Origin of the sequence: Streptococcus mitis, assembly GCF_003942685.1 — a bacterium.
Classification (GTDB): domain Bacteria; phylum Bacillota; class Bacilli; order Lactobacillales; family Streptococcaceae; genus Streptococcus; species Streptococcus mitis_CD.
This window is the reverse complement of record NZ_RJNR01000002.1, coordinates 286,878-310,723: the sequence shown is the minus strand read 5'-3', so window position 1 is coordinate 310,723 and position 23,846 is coordinate 286,878. Positions and strand designations below refer to the sequence as shown.

Annotated in this window: 24 protein-coding genes, 1 tRNA gene and 3 pseudogenes; 22 read left to right on the top strand and 6 right to left on the bottom strand. The window is 39.2% G+C overall.

Annotated elements, in window-relative coordinates; all coding sequences use genetic code 11:
- Positions 1–22: 22 nt before the first annotated feature.
- On the top strand, positions 23–781 hold the full coding sequence (locus tag D8855_RS03415; protein WP_049491495.1) for a CPBP family intramembrane glutamic endopeptidase: 759 nt from the start codon (positions 23–25) through the stop codon (positions 779–781).
- A gap of 52 nt (positions 782–833) precedes the next feature.
- Here D8855_RS03415 and D8855_RS03410 read toward each other — a convergent pair whose 3' ends face one another.
- Both D8855_RS03410 and rsmG read right to left on the bottom strand, forming a co-directional pair.
- Positions 834–2,117, bottom strand: a complete 1,284-nt coding sequence (locus D8855_RS03410) for a uracil-xanthine permease family protein (protein ID WP_004239507.1) — start codon at positions 2,115–2,117, stop codon at positions 834–836.
- Between the two features lie 350 nt (positions 2,118–2,467).
- Entirely contained in the window at positions 2,468–3,181 is a 714-nt protein-coding gene (rsmG, locus tag D8855_RS03405; RefSeq protein ID WP_125416012.1) for a 16S rRNA (guanine(527)-N(7))-methyltransferase RsmG, read from the bottom strand.
- 93 nt (positions 3,182–3,274) lie between these two features.
- Between rsmG and D8855_RS03400 the strand changes: the two genes are divergently transcribed.
- Complete coding sequence (locus tag D8855_RS03400) at positions 3,275–3,835, top strand: LemA family protein (protein WP_000219833.1); 561 nt, start codon at positions 3,275–3,277, stop codon at positions 3,833–3,835.
- Between the two features lies 1 nt (position 3,836).
- Positions 3,837–4,736: a zinc metalloprotease HtpX gene (htpX, locus tag D8855_RS03395; RefSeq protein ID WP_125416009.1), complete on the top strand. Its 900-nt coding sequence runs from the start codon at positions 3,837–3,839 to the stop codon at positions 4,734–4,736.
- A 44-nt stretch (positions 4,737–4,780) separates the two neighbouring features.
- Here htpX and D8855_RS03390 read toward each other — a convergent pair whose 3' ends face one another.
- Together D8855_RS03390 and D8855_RS03385 are read right to left on the bottom strand one after the other, a co-directional pair.
- Positions 4,781–6,340 carry an ATP-binding cassette domain-containing protein gene (locus D8855_RS03390; protein WP_125416006.1) on the bottom strand — a complete coding sequence of 520 codons (1,560 nt, stop codon included), beginning with the start codon at positions 6,338–6,340 and terminating at the stop codon, positions 4,781–4,783.
- Between the two features lie 337 nt (positions 6,341–6,677).
- Positions 6,678–7,007 (bottom strand): hypothetical protein, encoded by a 330-nt coding sequence (locus D8855_RS03385; RefSeq protein WP_000653208.1) that lies wholly within the window; start codon positions 7,005–7,007, stop codon positions 6,678–6,680.
- 162 nt (positions 7,008–7,169) lie between these two features.
- Between D8855_RS03385 and D8855_RS03380 the strand changes: the two genes are divergently transcribed.
- The 7 genes and pseudogenes from D8855_RS03380 to D8855_RS03350 form a co-directional block, all read left to right on the top strand.
- Entirely contained in the window at positions 7,170–7,712 is a 543-nt protein-coding gene (locus D8855_RS03380; RefSeq protein WP_000773212.1) for a YceD family protein, read from the top strand.
- Entirely contained in the window at positions 7,712–8,341 is a 630-nt protein-coding gene (nth, locus tag D8855_RS03375; protein WP_000244443.1) for an endonuclease III, read from the top strand. The genes D8855_RS03380 and nth overlap by 1 nt, the downstream gene beginning before the upstream one ends.
- Positions 8,342–8,562: 221 nt before the next feature.
- Positions 8,563–9,084 (top strand): bifunctional pyr operon transcriptional regulator/uracil phosphoribosyltransferase PyrR, encoded by a 522-nt coding sequence (gene pyrR / locus D8855_RS03370; RefSeq protein WP_000644747.1) that lies wholly within the window; start codon positions 8,563–8,565, stop codon positions 9,082–9,084.
- An 18-nt stretch (positions 9,085–9,102) separates the two neighbouring features.
- Positions 9,103–10,026, top strand: coding sequence for an aspartate carbamoyltransferase catalytic subunit (locus D8855_RS03365; RefSeq protein ID WP_000115770.1), 924 nt, complete (start codon positions 9,103–9,105; stop codon positions 10,024–10,026).
- Positions 10,027–10,075: 49 nt separating this feature from the next.
- On the top strand, positions 10,076–11,155 hold the full coding sequence (locus D8855_RS03360; RefSeq protein WP_004260122.1) for a carbamoyl phosphate synthase small subunit: 1,080 nt from the start codon (positions 10,076–10,078) through the stop codon (positions 11,153–11,155).
- A gap of 200 nt (positions 11,156–11,355) precedes the next feature.
- Entirely contained in the window at positions 11,356–14,532 is a 3,177-nt protein-coding gene (gene carB, locus D8855_RS03355; RefSeq protein ID WP_049510841.1) for a carbamoyl-phosphate synthase large subunit, read from the top strand.
- Positions 14,533–14,770: 238 nt separating this feature from the next.
- Positions 14,771–14,926 (top strand): annotated as a pseudogene (locus D8855_RS03350) (Nramp family divalent metal transporter); the annotation flags it as partial.
- A 113-nt stretch (positions 14,927–15,039) separates the two neighbouring features.
- Here the strand turns inward: D8855_RS03350 and D8855_RS03345 are convergent.
- Positions 15,040–15,282 carry a type B 50S ribosomal protein L31 gene (locus tag D8855_RS03345; RefSeq protein ID WP_000710764.1) on the bottom strand — a complete coding sequence of 81 codons (243 nt, stop codon included), beginning with the start codon at positions 15,280–15,282 and terminating at the stop codon, positions 15,040–15,042.
- Between the two features lie 95 nt (positions 15,283–15,377).
- Entirely contained in the window at positions 15,378–16,313 is a 936-nt protein-coding gene (locus D8855_RS03340) for a DHH family phosphoesterase (RefSeq protein ID WP_125416003.1), read from the bottom strand.
- A 103-nt stretch (positions 16,314–16,416) separates the two neighbouring features.
- Here D8855_RS03340 and D8855_RS03335 point away from each other — a divergent pair, with 103 nt between their 5' ends.
- From D8855_RS03335 to D8855_RS03275, 12 genes and pseudogenes are all read left to right on the top strand, one after another.
- Positions 16,417–16,860 (top strand): flavodoxin, encoded by a 444-nt coding sequence (locus tag D8855_RS03335; protein ID WP_001162125.1) that lies wholly within the window; start codon positions 16,417–16,419, stop codon positions 16,858–16,860.
- A 115-nt stretch (positions 16,861–16,975) separates the two neighbouring features.
- Positions 16,976–17,242: a chorismate mutase gene (locus D8855_RS03330; RefSeq protein WP_020902342.1), complete on the top strand. Its 267-nt coding sequence runs from the start codon at positions 16,976–16,978 to the stop codon at positions 17,240–17,242.
- Positions 17,239–17,613, top strand: a complete 375-nt coding sequence (gene crcB, locus D8855_RS03325) for a fluoride efflux transporter CrcB (protein WP_049510844.1) — start codon at positions 17,239–17,241, stop codon at positions 17,611–17,613. The genes D8855_RS03330 and crcB (D8855_RS03325) overlap by 4 nt, the downstream gene beginning before the upstream one ends.
- Positions 17,607–17,936, top strand: coding sequence for a fluoride efflux transporter CrcB (gene crcB, locus D8855_RS03320; RefSeq protein WP_049510845.1), 330 nt, complete (start codon positions 17,607–17,609; stop codon positions 17,934–17,936). Before crcB (D8855_RS03325) ends, crcB (D8855_RS03320) begins: the two co-directional genes overlap by 7 nt.
- Positions 17,937–18,054: 118 nt before the next feature.
- Positions 18,055–18,402, top strand: coding sequence for a 50S ribosomal protein L19 (gene rplS / locus D8855_RS03315; protein ID WP_001068669.1), 348 nt, complete (start codon positions 18,055–18,057; stop codon positions 18,400–18,402).
- 42 nt (positions 18,403–18,444) lie between these two features.
- Positions 18,445–18,516 (top strand) — tRNA-Arg (locus tag D8855_RS03310).
- A gap of 236 nt (positions 18,517–18,752) precedes the next feature.
- Positions 18,753–19,646: a DUF2207 domain-containing protein gene (locus D8855_RS03305; RefSeq protein WP_125416000.1), complete on the top strand. Its 894-nt coding sequence runs from the start codon at positions 18,753–18,755 to the stop codon at positions 19,644–19,646.
- 4 nt (positions 19,647–19,650) lie between these two features.
- The gene (locus D8855_RS03300; RefSeq protein ID WP_125415997.1) at positions 19,651–20,538 is read left to right on the top strand and encodes a hypothetical protein; all 888 of its coding nucleotides are present in this window, start codon (positions 19,651–19,653) and stop codon (positions 20,536–20,538) included.
- A gap of 12 nt (positions 20,539–20,550) precedes the next feature.
- Positions 20,551–21,207, top strand: a pseudogene (locus D8855_RS03295) (DUF6572 domain-containing protein); the annotation flags it as partial.
- 789 nt (positions 21,208–21,996) lie between these two features.
- Entirely contained in the window at positions 21,997–22,425 is a 429-nt protein-coding gene (locus D8855_RS03285) for a hypothetical protein (protein WP_020902777.1), read from the top strand.
- A 26-nt stretch (positions 22,426–22,451) separates the two neighbouring features.
- A pseudogene (locus tag D8855_RS10945) lies at positions 22,452–22,532 on the top strand (DUF4299 family protein); the annotation flags it as partial.
- Positions 22,533–22,917: 385 nt separating this feature from the next.
- Complete coding sequence (locus tag D8855_RS03275; RefSeq protein ID WP_125415994.1) at positions 22,918–23,814, top strand: TPM domain-containing protein; 897 nt, start codon at positions 22,918–22,920, stop codon at positions 23,812–23,814.
- The last annotated feature ends 32 nt before the right edge of the window (positions 23,815–23,846 follow it).

Genomic DNA, 23,846 nt, shown 5'->3' with positions numbered 1-23,846 from the left:
GTATAGAATACCTGGAGAAGATATGAATATTTTTAAAAAAATACATCCATCTAAACCTTTAAAATACTTGAGATGGTTTGACATTGTGATTATTACGATCATAATGTTTGGTCAGTTTATAATTCGTTCAACCGAGCTATTTTTAGCAAATACGTTTCCAACGGGTGCATCAAGTACAGAAGGGATAGTTAGACAGGCTGCAAGCGAAGGTGCTGCTTATTTTAGTAATTTTACCCTGCAAGCTATATTATTGGCTGTGACCTTACTCTATCTTTTGATTCGAAATTATGATTTTAAACAGCTTCCTATTCACTGGAATTGGTCCATTATCTTTTGGGTTCCATTTATATTTGCTTTAGTGGGATTGTTTGGAGACTTGGTTACAACTCTCACTGGTAAATATAATTACTTTAATCCAGACCTTTTTGCCTATATAGATTTCACGCAAATAATAGGGAAGTTCTTAGCTCTCAGCCCGATAGCGATTGCCTATGCCTTGCTTAATGGATTTTATGAAGAATTTTTCTTTCTAGGTTTGTTAACTTCAGTGAAGGAAAAACACAAGTGGTTGGTTTTGCTTTATTCTACGATTATTCGTATTTCCTTCCACACCTATCAAGGATTAGTATGGGCTTTGGTAATCGGTGTAGTTTATGGCTTATTCTATTATTTCTTATACAAATATAAAATTAAAAATCTCCTTCCATTCTTTCTCATGCATGCTTTAGCAGATATGTTTGGTTCTAGCCTGATCTATCTATTGGTTGCTTGGGGGACTTAAAAATTAGAAAAGTCCACTCAGTTGTCTGAGCGGACTTTTTGTGTCAAGACATTTAGTCTTTATTTTCGTATGGCAAGATTAAGTTCAAGATGATTCCTGTCATGGCTGATAGGGCAGTACCTGAAAGGGTAACTGGACCAAGTTTAAGGATTGCTCCTCCAAGTCCAAGTACCAACATAGCACTTGCGATGATTAGGTTACGCATTTGAGCGAAATCAACACGTTCTTTGATCAAGACTTTCAAACCGTTGCTGGCGATAACTCCATAGAGAAGGATTGACATACCACCAAGTACAGCGTTTGGAATAGTTGAAATCAAGGCAGTGAATTTACCAAGGAAGCTAAGGGCAATTGCGATGAAGGCAGCGTTACGGATAACTGAGACAGAAGCGATACGAGTCATACCGATAACCCCTGTATTTTCTCCGTAAGTTGTATTGGCTGGTCCACCAAGGAAGGCAGAAACAGAAGTTGCGATACCGTCACCAAGAAGTGTACGGTGAAGACCTGGTTCTTTCAAGAATTGACGGCCACAGATTTGACCCAAAACAGTATGGTCTCCGATATGTTCAGAAATTGTTACGATAGCGATTGGCAAGATAGCGATAGTTTCTGGACCAAAGTAAAGATTGTATTCTTTAAAGGCACCACCAGTACTAAATGGCAAGTAGAAACCAGGAATTTCAAACCAGTTAGCTTTAAGGACTGGTGTAAAGTCAACCAAGCCAAGAGTTAGTGCGAAGAGGTAACCACCGATAATGGCAAAGAGGAATGGAATGATTCGTAGGAAGCCTTTTCCCTTTGTATTGATAAAGGCAGCAATCAAGAAAGTAACAACGGCTACAAGAGCATTTTTCCAATTCCCGTCTGCTACAAGACCAGCATTGGTAACAGCTGAACCTGCAAGTCCAAGACCGATAACGATAATCATAGGTCCGATGATGATTGGTGGCAAGAGTTTATCAATCCATTTTGTACCCGCAAAACGAACACTTGCAGCCACAAGGACATAGATAAAACCTGTAAGGATAACCCCTGTTTGTGCAGCTGATACATCCCCTCCTAGTTCCTTCATAGCTAGGGACATAGCTGTGATAAAGGCGAATGATGATCCTAGATAAACTGGAACTCTAAAACCAGTTGCGATCATGTAGATGAGTGTTCCTACACCTGAAGCAAAAAGGGCAACAGATACAGGCATTCCCAAAATCAATGGTACCAAGATGGTTGCACCAAACATGGCGAAAACGTGTTGGAAGCTAAGGAGAATTCCTTTCCCAGCCGAAGGACGTTGGTCAACGTCTAGTAACAAATCAACAGTTGATTCTTGTTTCATATAAACCTCACTTTTGGGCATCAAAAAAGAGCCCATTATTTTACAGCAATAGGCCCTCAGAGTAAGACTTCTCTAAAATCTAGACTTTAAAGAGTTTTAAATATTTCTGCGTCTTCGTCACCTCACGGGATGACATTAAAAACCTTTGCTTAGGATAGTATAGCAGAAAAAAATGATTTTGTAAATCATTTTTTCCCGAGCCCGAAAATAAGAGAGCGAGGTTGATTTTGTAAATCATTTTTTCCTGAGCCCGAAAATAAGAGAGCGAGGTTGATTTTGTAAATCATTTTTTCCCGAGCCTAAAAATAAAAGAGCGAGGCTGACTTTGTAAATATTTTTTACTAAAAAATTTAAAGTGGGCGTTTGTTGGGCATGCCAGCCTTTCTTGGATATTTATTTGGTGTTTCTTTTTTCTTTTCTACCACTGAGATATAACGCGAATCTCCATTAGGTAGAGCGTAGCTGAGATTGTCTTCGACCTTACTAAAAAGGAGGTTGAGGGCATTCTTAGCTTCTAATAATTCCTCAGGCGCATTGCTGGCCTTGAGAGCCAATAGTTTTCCGCCAACTTTAAGGTAGGGAATAGTCAATTCAGACAAGACCTGCATACGGGCAACCGCACGAGCTGTTACAAAATCATATTGAGCACGGAAGTTTTTATCTTGGGCAAAATCTTCTGCACGACCGTGGTAGAAATGAACACCGCTCAAATCTAGCTCTTGAGCCAAAAGTTGGAGGAAGTTGATGCGCTTGTTGAGAGAATCAATGATGGTCACATCTAGCTGAGGATAGAGGATTTTCATAGGTAGACTAGGAAATCCTGCCCCGGCTCCAATATCAAGCAGTTTGATAGTTTCATTGGGAATCAAACCTTGAAGAATGGGTGCAATCGAATCGTAAAAATGTTTGAGATAAATTTCATCCTTGTCTGTAATAGCTGTTAGATTGATTTTTTCATTCCACTCGACCAAGAGTTCAAAATAACGTTCAAATTGTTTTTTTTGCTGGTCAGAAAGTGAAAGATTTTGCTCGGCAAGCAAGTTGTAAAATGTTTCTGGTTTCATAGTTTTTTCCTTCTTTAGTATCATCTTATTTTACCACAATCATTAAAAATTTGATATACTGGTACTAATCTAAAAGCAGAAAGGACTTATATAATGACTTGGATTATTCTTGGAGTTTTAGCTCTTATTGTGATTTTTGTGATTGTTAGCTATAACGGTTTGGTTAAGAATCGTATGCAGACAAAGGAGGCTTGGAGTCAGATTGATGTTCAGTTGAAACGTCGAAATGACCTCTTGCCAAACTTGATTGAGACTGTAAAAGGTTATGCTAAATATGAAGGTTCTACCCTTGAAAAGGTGGCAGAACTACGTAACCAAGTGGCAGCAGCGACTTCACCAGCAGAAGCTATGAAAGCTAGTGATGCCCTTACTCGTCAAGTTTCAGGTATTTTTGCAGTTGCAGAAAGCTACCCAGACTTGAAAGCTAGTGCCAACTTTGTTAAATTGCAAGAGGAGTTGACAAACACAGAAAATAAAATTTCTTACTCTCGTCAACTCTACAACAGTGTTGTCAGCAACTACAATGTAAAATTAGAAACTTTCCCAAGCAATATTATCGCTGGAATGTTTGGATTTAAAGCAGCAGATTTCCTTCAAACACCAGAAGAGGAAAAGGCAGTTCCTAAAGTTGATTTTAGCGGTTTAGGTGACTAAAATGTTGTTTGATCAAATTGCAAGCAATAAACGAAGAACCTGGATTTTGTTGCTGGTATTTTTCCTACTCTTAGCTCTTGTTGGCTATGCGGTTGGTTACCTCTTTATGCGGTCTGGGCTTGGTGGTTTAGTTATCGCACTGATTATCGGCTTTATCTATGCCTTGTCCATGATTTTTCAATCGACAGAGATTGTCATGTCCATGAATGGAGCGCGTGAGGTGGATGAGCAAACGGCACCAGACCTCTACCATGTAGTAGAAGATATGGCTATGGTCGCTCAGATTCCTATGCCCCGTGTTTTCATCATTGATGATCCAGCCTTAAATGCCTTTGCTACAGGTTCTAACCCTCAAAACGCAGCGGTTGCTGCGACGTCAGGTCTCCTAGCTATCATGAATCGTGAAGAACTAGAAGCTGTTATGGGACATGAAGTCAGTCATATTCGTAACTACGATATCCGCATTTCAACTATTGCTGTCGCCCTTGCTAGTGCTATCACCATGCTTTCTAGTATGGCAGGTCGTATGATGTGGTGGGGTGGAGCAGGTCGCAGACGAAGTGACGATGATAGAGATGGAAATGGTCTTGAAATCATTATGCTAGTGGTTTCTCTACTAGCTATTGTGCTGGCCCCTCTTGCTGCAACCTTGGTGCAACTAGCTATTTCTCGTCAGAGGGAATTCCTAGCTGATGCTTCTAGTGTTGAGTTGACTCGCAATCCTCAAGGGATGATTAATGCTCTACGTAAGTTGGATAATAGTAAACCGATGAGTCGTCCTGTCGATGATGCCAGCAGTGCACTTTATATCAATGATCCCAAGAAAGGTGGAGGGTTCCAAAAACTCTTTTATACCCACCCACCTATCTCAGAACGGATTGAACGTTTAAAACAGATGTAAAAAGAATCCAGAGACGACCTCTGGATTTTTGCTATGTTGCAAATTTATAAATCTTGTAAATCAACTGCTTCTAATCCTTTTTCTGTTAAGCGATAGATTATTGAACAGACCTCTTTTAAGAAACGACGGTCATGCGAAACAGTGATAAGTCCGCCTGGATAAGTGGCAAAGAGTTTTCTAATTTCGGGTTGAGAAGTGGGTGAAAAGTTTCGTGTTGGTTCATCCAGAAGTAGAAAGTTTGGTTTTCGTAGCACTAAATCCAAAAGCAGAAGTTTCCCCTGTTGCCCGCCGGATAAGGAGCGAATTTGGTGGTGCATCTCTTGATAACTGAAATTGAGACTGGCTAGGTGAGATTGGATTTTCTGCAGTTCCTCTTTTTCACCAGTTTTGCTGAGATAGGTTATTGGTGATAAATCCAATTGCAGTTTTTTGTGGTAATCTTGTGGCATAAAACCAAGTGAAATCTCTCTTTTTTGACTTAGCAGTTGTTGAAACTTGGCTAACAGAGTTGATTTCCCAACACCATTTGGCCCGATAATACCAATTTTTTCTTGCCCACGGACAGTTAGTTGTAGTTCTTGAGCCAAAACTTGGTCGCCAATGGACAAATTTTCTTTTTCCAGTTGGATTAAGACTTTAGAAGCCGGTAATGGTTGGATGTCTGAGAAGAAAAGTCTGATTTCTTCCTCTTCAAGTGGCTTTTGGGTCATGGACTGAGCTGCCCTTTCGTAGCGTTTTTCTTGTGAGAGGACAGTTTTCATCTTTTTAGCCAATAGGCGACCGGCAGTACTGTCTTTGGTAGCTCGAAGTGCAGTTTCTACATTTTGCTTGACTCGCCGATGTTTTTCCATGGTTTTATCGTAGGCTCTTTGGTCGTTAGCAGCTTGCTGGCTTTGTCTGACAAAATTAGCCTTTCTTTGGTCACTATAGCTATCATAGTCTAAATGCTCTACTAGCGTTTCTGCTTCTTTACGGTGCTTGACCAGTCGCAAGTGGACAATAGTATCAGCCGTTTCAGAAAGAAAGTCTTCATCATGGGAAATGAAAATAACGGTTTGCCGAATCTTTCGAATCTGACCTTTTAGCCAATCAACTGTTTCAAGGTCCAGGTCATTTGAAGGTTCATCTAAAAATAGAATCTCAAAGGGTTTGGCTAACTCATGGATGAGCTGAATTTTCAAAGCTTCGCCCCCCGAAAGGCTCCCGATCTCTTGGTCACTAGCAAAGCGATCGCTATCAAAGTGCAACTCCTCAGCCAAACGATAAAGAATACTGTAGTCTAAATCAGCAGAATCCAAAAAGAAGTAGTCATGTAGACTTCTCTTTTTCAGGTCCTCGGGGAGTTTTTGAGGAATGTAGGCTATTGATTGATAATCAGATTGAATGTCTCCCCTGATAGTGAAATCAGGCAAAGTTTCCCCCATTAAAGTTTTAAGCAAGGTCGATTTACCATTTCCTTCTTCGCCAATAATAGCGACCTTCTCTTCGTTTTGGATGGTCATGTTTAAGTCTGAGACAAGGTCTCGTAAATCTTTGTTTTGGGTGATGGTCAGGTGATTGATTTTTATCATATGATTGCCCTTTCTAGAATGTCGATAGTGCATAACAAAAAGCTCTACTTTACTTAGTAGAGCCCAAAGTCACTGTCAAAACTCTATTATCCTCGTTGAAAAGCTCGTCAAACTAGCTTAGGATTGCCTAATCCAACTCAAGAGGAGCAGATGGTTAGCCTTCTAGTTTTTTGATTTTCAATGAGGATAAGATACTAGAAAATCTAGTATGAAAAGAGCACACAAAAAGAGACAAAAACAAGATCTACTAAATAAAGTTTCTTTATTTGATAGACTTAGTTGTTCATGTCTCCCTTACCTCCGAGTATTAGTATCTTTATCCTATACCTTTAAGGAAATTTTGTCAACAGAAAACTGACAATTCTAATCTCTAAAATCCGAAAACAGGTCCATAGAGAGTCAGTACGTGTTTGATATGCTCGTAATGGAATTTATCATAGTTTCGCCAAGCAGTGCGTGCTTGATCATTCAGTTTTAGGCTACCAAGACCAATCAGAAGACTGGTACGTTGGTAAAATTTCTCAAGGTCGATTAAAATACTGTTGTCCAACTTTTCCGCTTTTTTGAGCTCTTGCAGAGTAGTGTTTAGCAGCTCTTGCAGTCGAATATCATCTGCCCTACCCTGTTTGCAGCTTTGGAAACTTTTATTTAACTCGGATAGGAGTTGGGTTGCATTAGTAATGAGTTCTTTGTCTTTCATGTGAGCATCCTCCTTGCTCTGATGTATTATTGCCTATAGTATGGCACTAAAAAATGTCATAGTAAACATGTTAAAAAATCGAATGTTAATTAAAAAGTTTGGTGGGCTGATTTGTAGGCTTTTCATGGTATAATCAAGAGAGTAAATCTTTATGGAGGAAGTATGAAATTAAATATTCAAGAAATTCGTAAGCAGTCTGAAGGCTTGCATTTTGAACAAACCTTAGACCTAGCTGCAGACCTGCGTGCACGCAATCAAGAAATTTTAGATGTAAAAGATATCCTTGCAGTTGGGAAAGTACAGTACGAAGACCGTATGTATTTCTTAGATTATCAACTATCTTATACCATTGTTCTTGCTTCAAGTCGCAGTATGGAACCAGTTGAGTTAGTTGAATCTTATCCAGTAACGGAAGTTTTCATGGAAGGTGCAACTAACCAACTAGATCAGGAAGTTTTAGACGATGATTTGGTCTTGCCTATCGAAAATGGAGAACTTGACCTTGCTGAGAGCGTGTCAGATAATATCCTTCTCAACATTCCTATCAAGGTCTTGACGGCTGAAGAAGAGGCTGGTCAAGGATTTGTTTCAGGAAATGACTGGCAAATCATGACAGAAGAAGAATACCAAGCCCAACAGGCAGTTAAGAAAGAAGAAAACAGTCCTTTTGCTGGCTTACAAGGACTATTTGACGGAGACGAATAATGGTCTTGTCAAAAAAACGAGCACGAAAAGTGCTGGAAGAAATAATTGCTCTGTTTCCAGATGCCAAGCCCAGTCTTGATTTTACCAATCATTTTGAACTACTAGTTGCGGTCATGTTGTCAGCTCAGACAACGGATGCAGCGGTAAATAAGGCTACACCAGGTCTCTTTGCTGCCTTTCCAACGCCACAAGCCATGTCTGTAGCGACAGAGAGTGAGATTGCTTCACACATTTCTCGCCTGGGACTGTATCGGAATAAGGCTAAATTCCTTAAAAAATGTGCCCAACAGTTACTAGATGATTTTGATGGCCAAGTTCCTCAAACACGTGAGGAATTGGAAAGTCTTGCAGGAGTTGGTCGCAAGACAGCCAATGTTGTCATGAGTGTGGGCTTTGGGATTCCAGCCTTTGCAGTGGATACTCATGTGGAGCGTATCTGCAAACACCACGATATTGTCAAAAAATCAGCGACACCGCTTGAGGTGGAAAAGCGGGTCATGGATATCTTGCCACCGGAGCAGTGGTTAGCTGCCCATCAGGCCATGATTTATTTTGGAAGAGCCATTTGCCATCCTAAAAATCCAGAGTGTGACCAGTACCCACAGTTATATGACTTTAGCAATTTATAAGCAATTTATAAGATGGGGTTTCAAAAGTTTTTGCTTGATTTTAAGCATGCTTTGTGCTATAGTATTTGATAACTAAATATTCCTTTAAACCTGTCCCGTGAGGCAGGCAAGGAGAACGATTAAGTAGTAGGGTGAAGTCTATACTGTTTGCAGTAGGGCTCGCTTGGCTATACATTTCAAGTCTCCTTGTTTAAGGAGACTTTTCTTTTTGGAGGTTTGTCATGAAGGCAAAAGAAGTTGTAGACGAATTGACTGTCAAACGAGCGATTACGCGTATTACTTATGAGATTATCGAACGCAACAAAGATTTGAATAAAATCGTCTTGGCTGGTATTAAAACTCGTGGTGTCTTTATCGCCCACCGAATCCAAGAACGTTTGGAACAGCTAGAAAATCTTTCAGTTCCTGTTGTGGAATTGGATACTAAACCTTTCCGTGATGATGTTAAAAGTGGAGAAGATACTTCTTTGGTTTCTGTCGATGTGACAGACCGCGAAGTTATCTTGGTGGATGATGTGCTCTATACAGGTCGTACCATCCGTGCTGCTATTGATAATATTGTAGGTCATGGTCGTCCTGCGCGCGTGAGTTTAGCAGTTCTAGTCGATCGTGGACATAGAGAATTGCCAATCCGTCCAGATTACGTTGGAAAAAACATACCAACTAGTCGTTCTGAAGAAATCATCGTAGAGATGGCAGAACTTGATGGCCAAGATAGAGTTCTGATTACTGAAGAAGCTTAGAAAGCTAAAGGAGTAGCCATGTCAGTAAATCAACAAGCATTAAACCATGTGGTGTCCATGGAAGACCTCACTGTCGATCAAGTGATGAAATTGATCAAGCGAGGAATTGAGTTTAAAAATGGAGCTCAGCTTCCCTATGAGGACCATCCGATTGTTTCCAATCTTTTCTTTGAGGATTCTACACGAACGCATAAGTCCTTTGAAGTGGCAGAGATTAAACTGGGATTGGAGCGACTTGACTTTGATGTGAAGACTAGTTCAGTCAATAAGGGTGAGACACTTTATGATACCATTTTGACTCTGTCTGCTTTAGGAGTGGATGTCTGTGTGATTCGCCACCCTGAGGTTGACTACTACAGAGAGTTAATTGCAAGTCCGACGATTACGACTTCCATCATCAATGGTGGAGATGGTTCGGGTCAACACCCTAGCCAGAGCTTGCTTGATTTGATGACTATTTATGAGGAATTTGGTCACTTTGAGGGTCTCAAGGTTGCGATTGCAGGTGACTTGGACCACTCACGCGTTGCTAAATCCAATATGCAGATTTTGAAACGCTTGGGAGCTGAACTTTATTTTGCTGGACCTGAGGAATGGAGAAGTCAAGAGTTTGCAGACTATGGACAGTTTGTAACTATTGATGAAATCATTGATCAGGTTGATGTCATGATGTTTCTCCGTGTGCAACATGAACGCCATGATAGTGGAGCTGTCTTTTCAAAAGAAGACTACCATGCCCAACATGGTTTGACTCAAGAACGTTATGACCGTTTGAAAGAAACAGCAATCCTTATGCACCCAGCTCCAGTTAATCGTGATGTAGAAATCGCAGATCACTTGGTTGAAGCACCAAAATCACGGATTGTCCAACAAATGACCAATGGTGTCTTTGTTCGAATGGCAATCTTAGAATCCGTACTGGCGAGTAGAAACGCCAACTAAAACACAAGACGTTAAAAGACGCCAGTGAGCGTCCACGAGAGGTGAAAATATGACAAAAAGACTTCTAGTATTAGAAGATGGCACAGTTTTTGAAGGAAAGGCCTTCGGAGCAAATATTGATGTAACAGGCGAAATCGTTTTTAATACAGGGATGACTGGCTACCAAGAATCCATTACAGACCAGTCTTATAATGGACAAATCTTGACCTTTACTTATCCTTTGGTAGGAAATTATGGAATTAATCGTGATGATTACGAATCCATCATTCCAACTTGTAAGGGAGTTGTCGTTTTCGAAGAGGCGCGGCGAGCAAGTAACTGGCGCAATCAAATGACGCTGGATGAATTTTTGAAAGCTAAGAAAATTCCTGGTATTTCAGGGATTGATACGCGTGCCCTTACCAAGATTATTCGTAAGCATGGTACTATGCGTGCAACCCTGACCCATGTTGGGGACAGCATGGACCATGTGACGGATCAGCTCCAAGCGACAGTCTTGCCGACAGACAATATCAAGCAGGTTTCTACTAAAACTTCATATCCAGCTCCAGGAGTTGGTTTGAGCGTGGTGCTAGTTGACTTTGGTCTCAAGCACTCAATCCTGCGTGAACTTTCTAAACGCAACTGTAACGTGACGGTTGTTCCTTATTCGACAACGGCTGAAGAAATTCTTCATCTTAATCCTGACGGAGTGATGTTGTCAAATGGGCCAGGTAACCCAGAAGACGTCCCACAAGCACTTGACATGATTCGTGGTGTGCAAGGAAAAATTCCAATCTTTGGTATTTGTATGGGACATCAACTCTTTGCTATGGCAAACGGGGCAAAGACTTACAAGATGAAGTTTGGTCACCGTGGATTCAACCATGCGGTACGTGAAATTGCTACAGGACGAGTAGACTTCACCAGCCAAAACCATGGTTATGCAGTTAGCCGTGAGGATTTGCCAGAACACTTGATTATTACCCACGAAGAAATCAATGACAAGTCAGTTGAAGGTGTGCGTCACAGATACCAACCTGCTTTCTCTGTTCAATACCACCCAGACGCAGCCCCTGGTCCACACGACGCTAGCTACCTCTTTGATGAGTTTATCGAGATGATGGAAGCCTTTAAACAATCAAACTAAGAACGAGTAAAAGCTCGTCGGAGAATTTATTTAATGGCAACCCGAGAGTTGCCGAATAGAAAGGAGAAGATACATTGTTCGCGGAAGTGAACACGCCCTAAGAACTGTGTGAAAAAGATAAACATCGTCTTGACGCTGAAGGCGTCTGCACCGAGTTTCCTATTTTTACTGTGTTCTTTACGGGCTTTGTATCATAAACTATGCCTAAACGTACTGATATTCAAAAAATTATGGTGATTGGTTCTGGTCCGATTATTATTGGTCAGGCTGCTGAGTTTGACTATGCTGGGACCCAGGCTTGCTTGTCGTTGAAAGAGGAAGGGTATGAGGTTGTCTTGGTTAACTCAAACCCTGCCACCATCATGACGGACAAGGAGATTGCGGACAAGGTCTATATTGAACCGATTACACTTGAGTTTGTGACACGAATTCTTCGTAAGGAACGTCCAGATGCCTTGCTACCAACACTCGGTGGTCAGACAGGTCTAAACATGGCCATGGAATTATCTAAAAATGGTATCCTTGATGAGCTTGGTGTTGAGCTTCTGGGTACTAAACTATCTGCCATCGACCAAGCGGAGGACCGTGACCTCTTTAAACAATTGATGGAAGAACTCAACCAACCCATTCCAGAATCTGAAATTGTCAACACAGTCGAAGAAGCAGTTGCCTTTGCAGCGACAATTGGCTACCCAGTCATCGTTCGTCCAGCCTTTACACTTGGTGGTACTGGTGGTGGAATGTGTGCTAATGAGGAAGAATTGCGTGAAATCGCTGAAAATGGATTGAAATTGTCACCTGTGACCCAATGTTTGATTGAACGTTCGATTGCAGGTTTCAAGGAAATCGAATACGAAGTGATGCGTGACTCAGCTGACAATGCTTTGGTTGTTTGTAACATGGAAAACTTTGACCCAGTTGGGATTCACACAGGGGATTCCATCGTATTTGCCCCTGCCCAAACCATGTCAGATTATGAAAACCAAATGCTACGTGATGCGAGCTTGAGCATTATTCGCGCCCTAAAGATTGAAGGGGGATGTAACGTTCAGCTGGCTCTTGATCCACACAGCTTCAAGTACTACGTCATCGAAGTAAACCCTCGTGTATCACGTTCGTCAGCCCTTGCATCTAAGGCGACAGGTTATCCAATTGCCAAATTGGCTGCTAAGATTGCTGTCGGTTTGACCTTGGATGAAGTTATCAACCCAGTTACAGGTTCAACCTATGCCATGTTTGAGCCAGCCCTTGACTACGTGGTTGCCAAGATTCCACGTTTCCCATTTGACAAGTTTGAAAAGGGTGAGCGCCGTCTGGGTACTCAGATGAAGGCGACTGGAGAAGTCATGGCGATTGGTCGTAACATCGAAGAGTCGCTTCTTAAAGCTTGTCGTTCACTTGAAATTGGCGTTCACCACAATGAAATGACTGAACTTGCAGGCGTTTCTGATGATGCCTTGATTGAAAAAGTTGTCAAAGCCCAAGATGATCGTCTCTTCTATGTATCAGAAGCTATTCGCCGTGGTTACACACCAGAAGAAATTGCTGAATTGACTAAGATTGATATCTTCTATCTTGATAAACTCTTGCACATCTTTGAAATTGAGCAGGAGTTGGGCGCACATCCTCAGGATGTCGATGTCCTGAAAACAGCTAAACTAAATGGATTTTCAGACCGTAAGGTTGCTGAACTCTGGGAAACGACAGCTGACCAAGTTCGCCAACTTCGTTTGGAAAACAAGATTGTTCCAGTTTATAAGATGGTCGATACTTGTGCTGCAGAGTTCGACTCTGAAACGCCATATTTCTATTCAACCTATGGTTGGGAAAACGAGTCTATCAAGTCTGATAAGGAATCCGTTCTAGTTCTAGGTTCTGGTCCAATCCGTATCGGTCAAGGGGTCGAGTTTGACTACGCAACTGTTCACTCGGTTAAGGCTATTCAAGCTGCTGGTTATGAGGCTATCATCATGAACTCAAACCCAGAAACCGTTTCAACAGACTTCTCTGTATCAGATAAGCTTTACTTTGAGCCATTGACATTCGAAGACGTTATGAACGTCATTGACTTGGAACAACCAAAGGGAGTTATCGTTCAGTTCGGTGGTCAAACAGCTATCAACCTTGCGGAGCCATTGGCAAAAGCAGGTGTGCCCATCCTTGGGACACAGGTTGCTGACCTAGACCGTGCCGAAGACCGTGACCTCTTTGAGCAAGCCCTAAAAGAATTGGATATTCCACAGCCACCAGGACAAACGGCTACCAATGAAGAAGAAGCAGTTCTTGCGGCTCGCAAGATTGGTTTCCCGGTTCTTGTCCGCCCATCTTATGTACTTGGTGGACGTGCCATGGAAATCGTTGAAAACGAAGCAGACCTTCGTTCTTACATGCGAACTGCTGTTAAGGCTAGTCCAGACCACCCAGTTCTTGTTGACTCTTACATCGTTGGGCAAGAATGCGAAGTTGATGCCATTTCAGACGGACAAAATGTCCTCATCCCAGGTATCATGGAGCATATTGAACGTGCTGGTGTTCACTCAGGTGACTCAATGGCCGTTTACCCACCACAAACCTTGTCACAAAAGGTGCAAGAAACAATCGCAGACTATACTAAACGCCTAGCAATCGGTCTTAACTGCCTTGGAATGATGAACATCCAGTTTGTCATCAAGGATGAAAAAGTCTATGTTATTGAGGTCAATCCACGTGCTAGCCGTACGGTGCCATTCCTTTCTAAGGTAACCAATATCCCTATGGCTCAAGTAGCAACCAAGCTCATTCTTGATCAAAAACTTGAAGAACTTGGCTACCAAGATGGACTTTACCCTGAAAGTACTCGCGTTCATATCAAGGCACCTGTCTTCTCCTTTACCAAACTAGCTAAGGTAGACAGCTTACTTGGTCCTGAAATGAAGTCAACAGGGGAAGTTATGGGTTCTGATACGACTTTAGAAAAAGCTCTCTATAAGGCTTTTGAAGCTTCTTACTTACACTTGCCAACTTTTGGTAACGTTGTATTTACCATCGCTGATGATGCCAAAGAAGAAGCCTTGGACTTGGCTCGTCGTTTCCAAAATATTGGCTATGGAATCCTTGCGACAGAAGGGACAGCAGCCTTCTTTGCCAGTCATGGATTGCAAGCCCAACCTGTTGGTAAGATTGGTGATGACGATAAGGATATTCCAAGCTTTGTTCGTAAAGGAAGAATTCAAGCTATCATTAACACAGTTGGAACAAAACGAACTGCTGACGAAGATGGTGAGCAAATTCGCCGTTCAGCCATTGAACACGGAGTGCCACTCTTCACAGCCCTAGATACAGCTAATGCTATGCTCAAAGTATTGGAAAGTCGTAGTTTTGTTACAGAAGCGATCTAGTTGAGAAAAATTTTTCACAGTTTTAAAGGCCAGCGTCAGAAAACGCTGGTTTTTTGCAATACTGATTCTGCTTGTTTTAACTATCATGCTTTCCTTAAGAATCATTTCAAAATTTAATATAATAAGAATAAATTGGAAATAGAAAACTATTTTCAACATTTCTTTCAAAAACAATCAATAAAATAGGTAAAGACAAGATTAGGAAGTGAATATTCCGATGTCTTCTTACAAAAAGGTCTCTCTTCCATTCGAGATTTTTCCCTTAATTTATCTGACCTCTAAGAAGTCAGTGATGGGATAATTTACCAATGCTAAGTGGAATACAATCCTAGGCTACGTAGTTTCAATCATCTTGACCATTCTCAATATCAAGCTTCTTTTCGATATTTTTTAACTCCGTTTGAGATCAATTATAGTGTCAGCGTGATGGTTGACAAATAGAAAGTAGTAGTGATTGGTTCATAAAAAGAAGAAAAAAAAGAACAGTCGAAACTGTTCTTTTTATCATTATTTGAGACCGTATTTTTTGTTGAAACGATCCACGCGTCCATCTGCTTGAGTGAACTTTTGACGTCCAGTGTAGAATGGGTGTGAGTCTGATGAAATTTCCACACGGATCAATGGGTAAGTTTCGCCTTCGAACTCAACTGTTTCGTTAGAGCGTTTTGTTGAACCGCTAAGGAATTGGTAACCAGTAGTTGTGTCCATGAAGACAACTGGGCGATATTCTGGATGGATATCTTTTTTCATTTTGCAATATTTCCTTTCTGCCATGGTCTCTTTGCGAGCCATAGATTGTTACTATACTAGTCTATCAGATTCTGAAAAGTTTGGCAAGTATTTTATTAGTTTTTAAGCAAGTTTTTTAGCTTTTGATAGATGATTTCGTTTTCTTCTAGGCTATAGGAATTAGCACCGCTTGCTAGAGGGTGGCCTCCACCATCATGTTCCTTGGCAATTTCATTGATAGGATGGATTTTACTACGTAAGCGAACACGGTAGTGGCCATCAGCCTGTTCTACAAAAATTCCCCAGATACTGACGCTGTCAATACGACCAGGCGCTCCAACAATAGCGGCAGTTTCAGCATCGGTAACATTGAATTGTTTCAAGACTTCTTGACTCAGGATAACGCGCGCTGCACCATTTTCATCCACTTCCAGATGGTCGTAGATGTAGCCTTGAAGTTTAGCAATTTTGTAGCTCATAGTGTCCATTTTTCGAGTGAGAGCTGCAAAGTCAAAGTTATGTTCTCTCAAATAAGCAGCAAGGCGGAGGGTCCGTGCAGTGGTAGAAGGGTAGAGGAAACGACCTGTATCACCAACGATTCCTGCAAAGAGTAACTCAGCAGCGCGATCTGACAAGGCCAGTTGAGTTGTTTGGGCAAATAGGGTAATCATCTCGCTAGCGCTACTTGAACTAGTATCGACCCAAGACAGGTCACCGTATACATCATCATTTGGATGGTGGTCAATCTTAATGAGAAAATCACCTTGACTATAGCGCTTATCATCGATACGAGCAGTATTAGCCGTATCACAGACGATGACAAGTGCCCCTTGGTAGACACTATCTTCAACAAGATCCATCTCCGCCATCCAGGTCAAAGTTGGTTCATTAAAACCTACGGCTTTAATAGTTTTTTCTGGGAAATGATGTTTGAGAAGAGCTTTCAATCCCACTTGACTTCCCAAGGCATCAGGGTCTGGTTTCATATGACGATGGATGATAATCGTGTCGTATTCTTTGATTTTTTCTAAAATTTGATGGCAAATTTCCATAAATAACCTCAATTCTTTCTCATTTCATTGTAGCACAAGAATTTTTATTTTTAAAATGAAAAAGATGTGATATAATGGAGAAAGATAAATTGAGGAGGACGATATGGCATTAGCAAAAATTGTATTTGCCAGTATGACCGGTAATACCGAAGAAATTGCAGATATTGTAGCAGACAAACTACGTGACTTGGGCTTGGATGTCGATGTTGATGAATGTACAACTGTTGACGCTTCAGACTTCTTGGAAGCAGACATTGCTATCGTTGCGACCTATACTTATGGTGATGGAGAATTGCCAGATGAGATGATGGACTTCTACGAAGACCTAGCTGACCTCAACTTGAATGGCAAAATCTACGGAGTGGTCGGATCAGGAGATACCTTCTACGATGAATTCTGTAAGGCTGTCGATGACTTTGACCGCGTTTTTGTAGCGACAGGAGCAGAAAAAGGTTCAGAATGTGTTAAAGTTGATCTTTCTGCCGAGGAAGAAGATATTGAACGCTTGGAACAATTCGCAGAAGAATTGGCTGCTAAAGTAGGATAAGTATAAAAGTGCGCTGATGTAATCAATCAGTGCATTTTTCTTATCGAGAGTTGGGATTTTACTAGCCTATTTGGTGGCTTTTTGATACAATAATTCAAATAAAGGAGGAGACTGTATGGATTTAGATATTATTCGTCAAGAAATTGATCAAATCGACGACCAAATCGTCAAGCTCTTAGAAGAACGAATGCACTTAGTTGAAGGGGTTGTCGCTTATAAGAAGGCTTCAGGTAAACCGATTTTAGATACCAAGAGAGAAGCAATTATTTTTGAAAAGGTTAGAAGTCGTGTAGAGGACAAGCGTTATCAGGAGACTATTGTCGCAACGTTTTCGGACATACTCAAACGTTCGCGTGATTATCAGGATCAAAACATCAAATGAAAAAAGAACAATTTTATCCGCTAGGGATTTTTCTAGCTTCCATGTTGGGTGGACTGGTTCGTTACCTGGTTTCCACTTGGTTACCAGCCAGTCCAGATTTTCCTTGGGGAACCCTTCTTGTCAACTATCTAGGCATTTTCTGCTTGGTTTATCTTGTTAAGGGTTATCTGGTTTATAAGGGGACTAGTAAGGGCTTGGTTTTAGCACTGGGGACTGGTTTTTGTGGGGGTCTGACAACTTTTTCCAGTCTCATGCTTGATGCTGTGAAACTACTGGATACAGGGCGTTATCTTAGTTTGATCATGTATTTGATTTTGAGCATTGGTGGAGGCCTATTCTTGGCATATTTTCTAGGGAGGAAGAAATGGTAATCGTCTATCTTGCAATTGCTTGTGGCTTAGGAGCGCTCGTACGGTATTTCTTTTCCCGCTATAATCAAGCATCTAAATTGCCCCTCGGAACGCTCATAGCCAATCTTCTAGGTTGTTTTTTGATTGGATTATTCTATAATCATGTGGAATCCAAGGAAGTCTATGCTATTTTAGCAACTGGCTTTTGTGGCGGTTTAACAACTTTTTCGACCTTGAATGACGAACTCCAAAGACTGTTAAGTGATAGGAAGGTTTTTTATTCTTACTTGACTTTGACCTACCTAGGTGGTTTGGTTGCGATTTTTTTAGGAATTCTGCTATAAATTTCTTTACTTTTAGGTGGAAATTTGGTAAACTGTATCTTGTGTGTAATGGACGCACAAAAATACAGTTTATCCGCTGAGGAAGATTCCTCAAGATTGACAAAGATAGGAGAATAAAATGAATCCATTAATCCAAAGCTTGACTGAAGGTCAACTTCGTACAGATATCCCATCATTCCGTCCTGGTGACACTGTTCGTGTACACGCGAAAGTTGTCGAAGGTAACCGTGAACGTATCCAGATTTTTGAAGGTGTTGTTATCGCACGTAAAGGTGCAGGCATCTCAGAAAACTACACAGTTCGTAAAATTTCTAACGGTGTAGGTGTTGAGCGTATCTTCCCAATCCACACTCCACGTGTTGAAAAAATCGAAGTTGTTCGTTACGGTAAAGTACGTCGTGCGAAATTGTACTACTTGCGTGCTCTTCAAGGTAAAGCAGCTCGTATCAAAGAAATCCGTCGTTAATTCGACTAAAAAACTCTGCTCATTCAGCAGAGTTTTTATCTAGCTCCCTTAGTTCAATGGATATAACAACTCCCTCCTAAGGAGTAGTTGCAGGTTCGATTCCTGCAGGGGGCAATAGTTCAATAGAAAAAGCACTGAATGATCAGTGTTTTTTTCTTGTCCTAAAATGGAAACCATTTCAGATGAAAATAGAGGTGTGGTATAATAGGAGAAAATATACGTACTAATTTGGTTGGGATTTCTCTCCTTATTATGAGATCGGATTAAGTATTAGGATCTAGATTTCTGGTAAGGAAAAAAATATTTAAAAAAACACAAGGAGTTATTAAAATAGGATTTGGGTGAAAAGTATGAAGAAATCAATTTTTAAAGCAAGTTTTGAGGAGAGTTTAGATTTATTAGATGATGGTTTTTTACAGTATCAGAAAAAAGATTATTATAATAAACTTGGGAAAGCCTTTAAGAAAGGGAAACCCTCTTTTTGGTTTGGTATTAAAACTTTTATTCTTAGTCTGTTATTTCCGATAGGTGCAAATTTCATGCTCCTTGCTGTTACCCTATCATTGCAAAATTCTGATCCTAAAGATTTAAGGTTACCAGTTTCTCAGTATCCTTTGCTAACAGTCGAGCTTTATTTAATTTGCTTGTTAATTTGGTTGTTATTGGTATTAATGGGAAAATTCTTTAAACGGACGTTTATTCTCCCTTATCGTTATCGATTTCATATTATAACTTTTATAATATGGTTTGTGTTTGAATTTAATTTGCTGGCAACAACTATGTCTTTACCTATATTATCAATATGGGGGATCTTAGTACTTTTGGGGCTTCAAGTATTGTTGACTTATGTAATGTTAAGAACAGAGCTTAGAAGTTTGAAAAATCTAATGTATGGAGAAGTTAAGTCACCTACCTTACTAGATAAAATTGCCAAAGGTATTGCTATTTATGGAGCAGGTATATTGGGCTTGGCTCTGATTGTTAATTTTATTTTCAAAGCTTTTTCTATTAATTTTTCCTCTTCCGTAACTGTTTTAGGTCTCTTTATATTTTGGATTCTATCAAATATTGGTGTAATCGCCATGATTGTATTCATGGAGTTTCCTTTCTTTTTAGAAGGTTATTACAAATGGAAATATCCCGAAGAATACCGCGAGTGGGAAGGCAAATCAGTGGAAGAATGGTATGGAAAGAGATACTTGAAAAAGCACTCAGAATTAATAGAAAAGAAGATTGAGGATTAAACTTATGACAAAAAAGTCACTATTTAAAGCAAGTTTTGAGGAGAGTTTAAATTTATTAGATGATGGCGTCTCAGGGAAATTTGCTCGGGACAATTACCAAGATGCTTTAAAAAAAGAGCAATTTAGAGGAACAAAAAAATCATATGTTTGGCTGGTAATTCTGACTTTCCTATTTATAATTGGTCCCAATTGGTTGATTGTAGCTTTAAATGATTATTTATTTTACCATTCTGATCCTAGAGATTTAACAGTCCCTTTACCCGACATTAATTTTCTTCCGTACTGGGTATTTTGGATAGCACTTGCAATATGGATTTTATTGATTATACTAGGGAAGCGATACAATCAGCAGTTTATTTTGATTTATAGGGGCCAATTCCATTTTATGGTTACCTTTATTATCTGGCTAGTTGTTGAACTCAATCTTTTTTCTCTAAACTTAATTTATGCAGTAGCTGGATTTTGGGGAATATTCACTTTTGTAGGATTGATATTATTAATAATTATTTCAATGATTCTTTCTAGGTGTGAGTCATTAGGAATGTTGTTATATGGGACAACTCTAAAGAAAAGTTTTAGTGATAGATTCTTCGGCAAGATGTTTAGCATAATTGGCAAGTATGGTGGTTTGGTTGTAGCAATTTGGCTAGTCATTCGTGTTTTTTTCTCAAGTTCGATGGAGAATAGTAATAATTTGATTGGAGGACTCGGTATTTTGTCTTCAATACTGATTCTTAATATTTTAGTTGTTGCTTTTGAAATTTACCTCATGTTTCCTTATTTTCTTCAAGCTTACTATAAATGGAAATATCCCGAAGAATACCGCGAATGGGAAGGAAAATCAGTGGAAGAATGGTATGGAATGAAATATTTAAAAAACACAAGGAGCTAATAGATATTAAAAATGAAGTCGATTTATACTAGTCAAAAAGATATGTTGGAAATCTGTCAAGATGGTGATAAGTATTTCTTGCGTTATCCAACTTTTAATATTACCATGCCAGAAGTAGTTCAAGAAATCCCTAAAGAAGCTGCAGATAGTTATATGTCTGGAGAACATACTGGTAAAGAGTTGATGAATTATGCAGATTATGGTTTTTGGAAATCTAAAAAACAGTATACACAAGATGAATCCGATAAGCTCTTCATCGAAGATCATCCTTCCTTTATTTTGAAAAATCCTGAAAATAGCCGTTGTCTTTTCACAGCAGAGGAATTTAGACAAATTGTCACCCAGGCCATTGTTTCAGAACTGGAACCTAGCGAACTTAATGCAATTGGTATAGTTGATAGTCATTTAGAGCTTCTTCTGGTGGATCCAGTTGGCTGGGAGGAAGAGATAGAAGCAGTCCATCTTGAAATTCTGCAAGAAAAAATTAATAATTATATTCACTTCCTCGAAAGTAAGCAGTATGTAGAACGATACGGTGATAAGTTTGACAAAAAAGTCATCCATATTACCTTCCAATATTCTCCATCTGATAATGGACTAGCCTTTCTTGCAGCGGTTCAGAAGGTATTGCAGAATTCGGATATGAGTTTGAAAGTAGAATTACCTGATGATGACATTTTTTCAGATAAGGAAAACATATCGGAAGACTCAAATCATCCCAATCAAGATCAAGAAAAGCTATCCAAAGAAAGATATCTCCAGATTAAAAAAGAATATAAAATGCGACTAGTATTAGTAATAGTTCTATTCGTATTATTATCTATACTAAGTATCGTGCTTATTGTAAATTCCAATAGGATTATTCCATTAGGAGCGACAGCTATGGCTACAGTTGTACCTTTCAACCAATTCTTTCTCGTTCCGCTTTGGCAAGAGAAAAAAGCCATCGAAGAAGTACACCCTGAATGGAAGGCACTTAGTACCAGTGTAGTTAAGGTTCCCTCAGATGAATCAGATAAAAAGATATTTCCGTTTATCGCATCGGTGTTAGCCTTATTCTTCACATTTTCGATGTTGTATAGACCTGTTAAAGAAAATCCTAAAATTCCTACTATTGAGGAAATTAAAAATATACCTAAAATTGATAGTAACTACATTCCTAAGTCAAAGAAAAGTTCAAATTCTGAACCTACATCTACTACGACAACATCAGATTTGAACGAGACCTCTTCAACTGAAGAAAGTACACAAAGTCAAACTTCAAGTAAGGAGAGTCAAAATTACCCTTACCATATTTCTGGAATGGAGTTAAGAGGGTCATTGATAAAACATTTAAAGATTTCAATGAGAAACGGGAGAATGAACAAAATATAGAACAGACGGAGTCAGGAAATGAGTGACGTAAGCCCTGATAGTTTGTAGTTGTAACTATGGTAAAATGTATTACGTGGAGGGATGATGGATAAATTATACATAGTGGTTGATGGAATTGAACATCAATACTTTGATTGTGATAGTACAGGATATTATTTGATTTCCTATGATCCTTTATCAGAGAATAATGGTTATAAATTATTTGATTCAGAGTTGAAACAATATAGAAAATATTTGACAGAGAAACAGGTTGAAAAAAAATATAAAATTATAGATTATATTTGGTTTAATGAACAAAAATGGGATATTTTTCAACGAAGTGATGATAATTTAGATAAACCAAATTCATGGGTAACGATTGTTTCCGACGATATAGAATTTTTAAATAGAAATGGACTATGGAAGGAGGAGAATTTAGTTGAAAGTAGGTATGGACATTTGTATTACTGTTCTTTACCAATCGAGGCAGAAAAGTTTTCTCTAATTCGAACTAGAAAAAATCTCCCTATATAGTTAAGATAGTAAGAAAGCAGTTTATTATGAAATCAGTTAGTTTTACAATAAAAAGCAACCAATCGCTAAGGATTGGTGAGGTGCTTCAAGCAGAACTTTTTGAATGTTAGTTTGTTCTTATGGTTCTTAATGTATGGAATTAATCTCTTTACCCGTGGTCTTAATAACCTTCTAGCACAGTTATTACTTGCCATAGTGCCAATTGCATCTATCTTCATTCCAGTATGAAAACGATGGAGAAAGCTTGATTTAATGGTCAGGTTCGAAGCTAGTATTCATTACTAAGAGATAATAGTTTTAATAAAAACTTAGAACAAATTTTCCTATATTTTACGTTGATTAAGTGAGATAAATAACTTATAATGAAACTACCATATACAATAGATTGATAGAAAGATGACTTTATCGAAGTATTCTATTTTAAAAAGAATATCATTTATTCTCATTCTTATTGAAATTGCAAATTTTTAAAAGAAAGAAGGTCCGACTTTTATGATGAAAAAAATAGTTTTAATCTTAATGTCTTTTTTTACAATCCTGTTATTTTTCATTGGACCAACTCACGCAGATCTAGTGATACCAGATAGGCCTTCTAATGGTATTTATGATCCAAACCATTATTTATCAGAGGTTGTTTCAGATAAACTAATAGAATTAAATGGTAAATCGGATACTCAAATTGGTATTTATATTGTTGAGAGTTTAAATGGTGAATCTTTAGAAAAGTCAGCCAATACGATTGCCAGATCTTGGAAAATTGGCTATTCGGATTCAAATAAGGGTGCATTATTATTGATTGCTATAAAAGATAGAAAGTTTCGTATTGAGACTTCTAATAACCTAGCTACTATATTGACTGATACAAAAGCTAGGGAAATCTTAGATGCCTCTCGTGATAAGATGCGAGCCAAAGACTATGATGGAGCTGTGATTGATATAATCCAAAACATATCCAATCAAGATTATGACTTAGCTGATGCACCTGTAGTAGAGAGAAATTATTTTTATGAAGTCCCTAAAGCTATATGGGAACTAGTAGTAGAAATTCTTGATCATTTCGGTGTAATTTTTATGATTTCTTTTGTGGTACTTTTTCTTACAGAAGGTAGGGTTTCGGGTAGGAAACGGAGATCTAATAAATTCTATTATGGTAAGGATAAATTATACCCTGATGATAAAGATTTTATAAATGATGGTTCTTGGTCACAAAAAGCATTAACAGCTTACCATATTAAAAATTCAGATGAGTATCATAATGAGAGTAGTAGTGATTCCTCATCGCCTTGGTCGAGTGATGATTGGTCAGGTGGTGGTTTTGATGCTGGTGGATCATCAAGTGATTGGTCAGGTGGTGGTTTTGATGCTGGTGGATCATCAAGTGATTGGTAATTTAGCTTATTTCATAGTGAGTTACCTGCCTT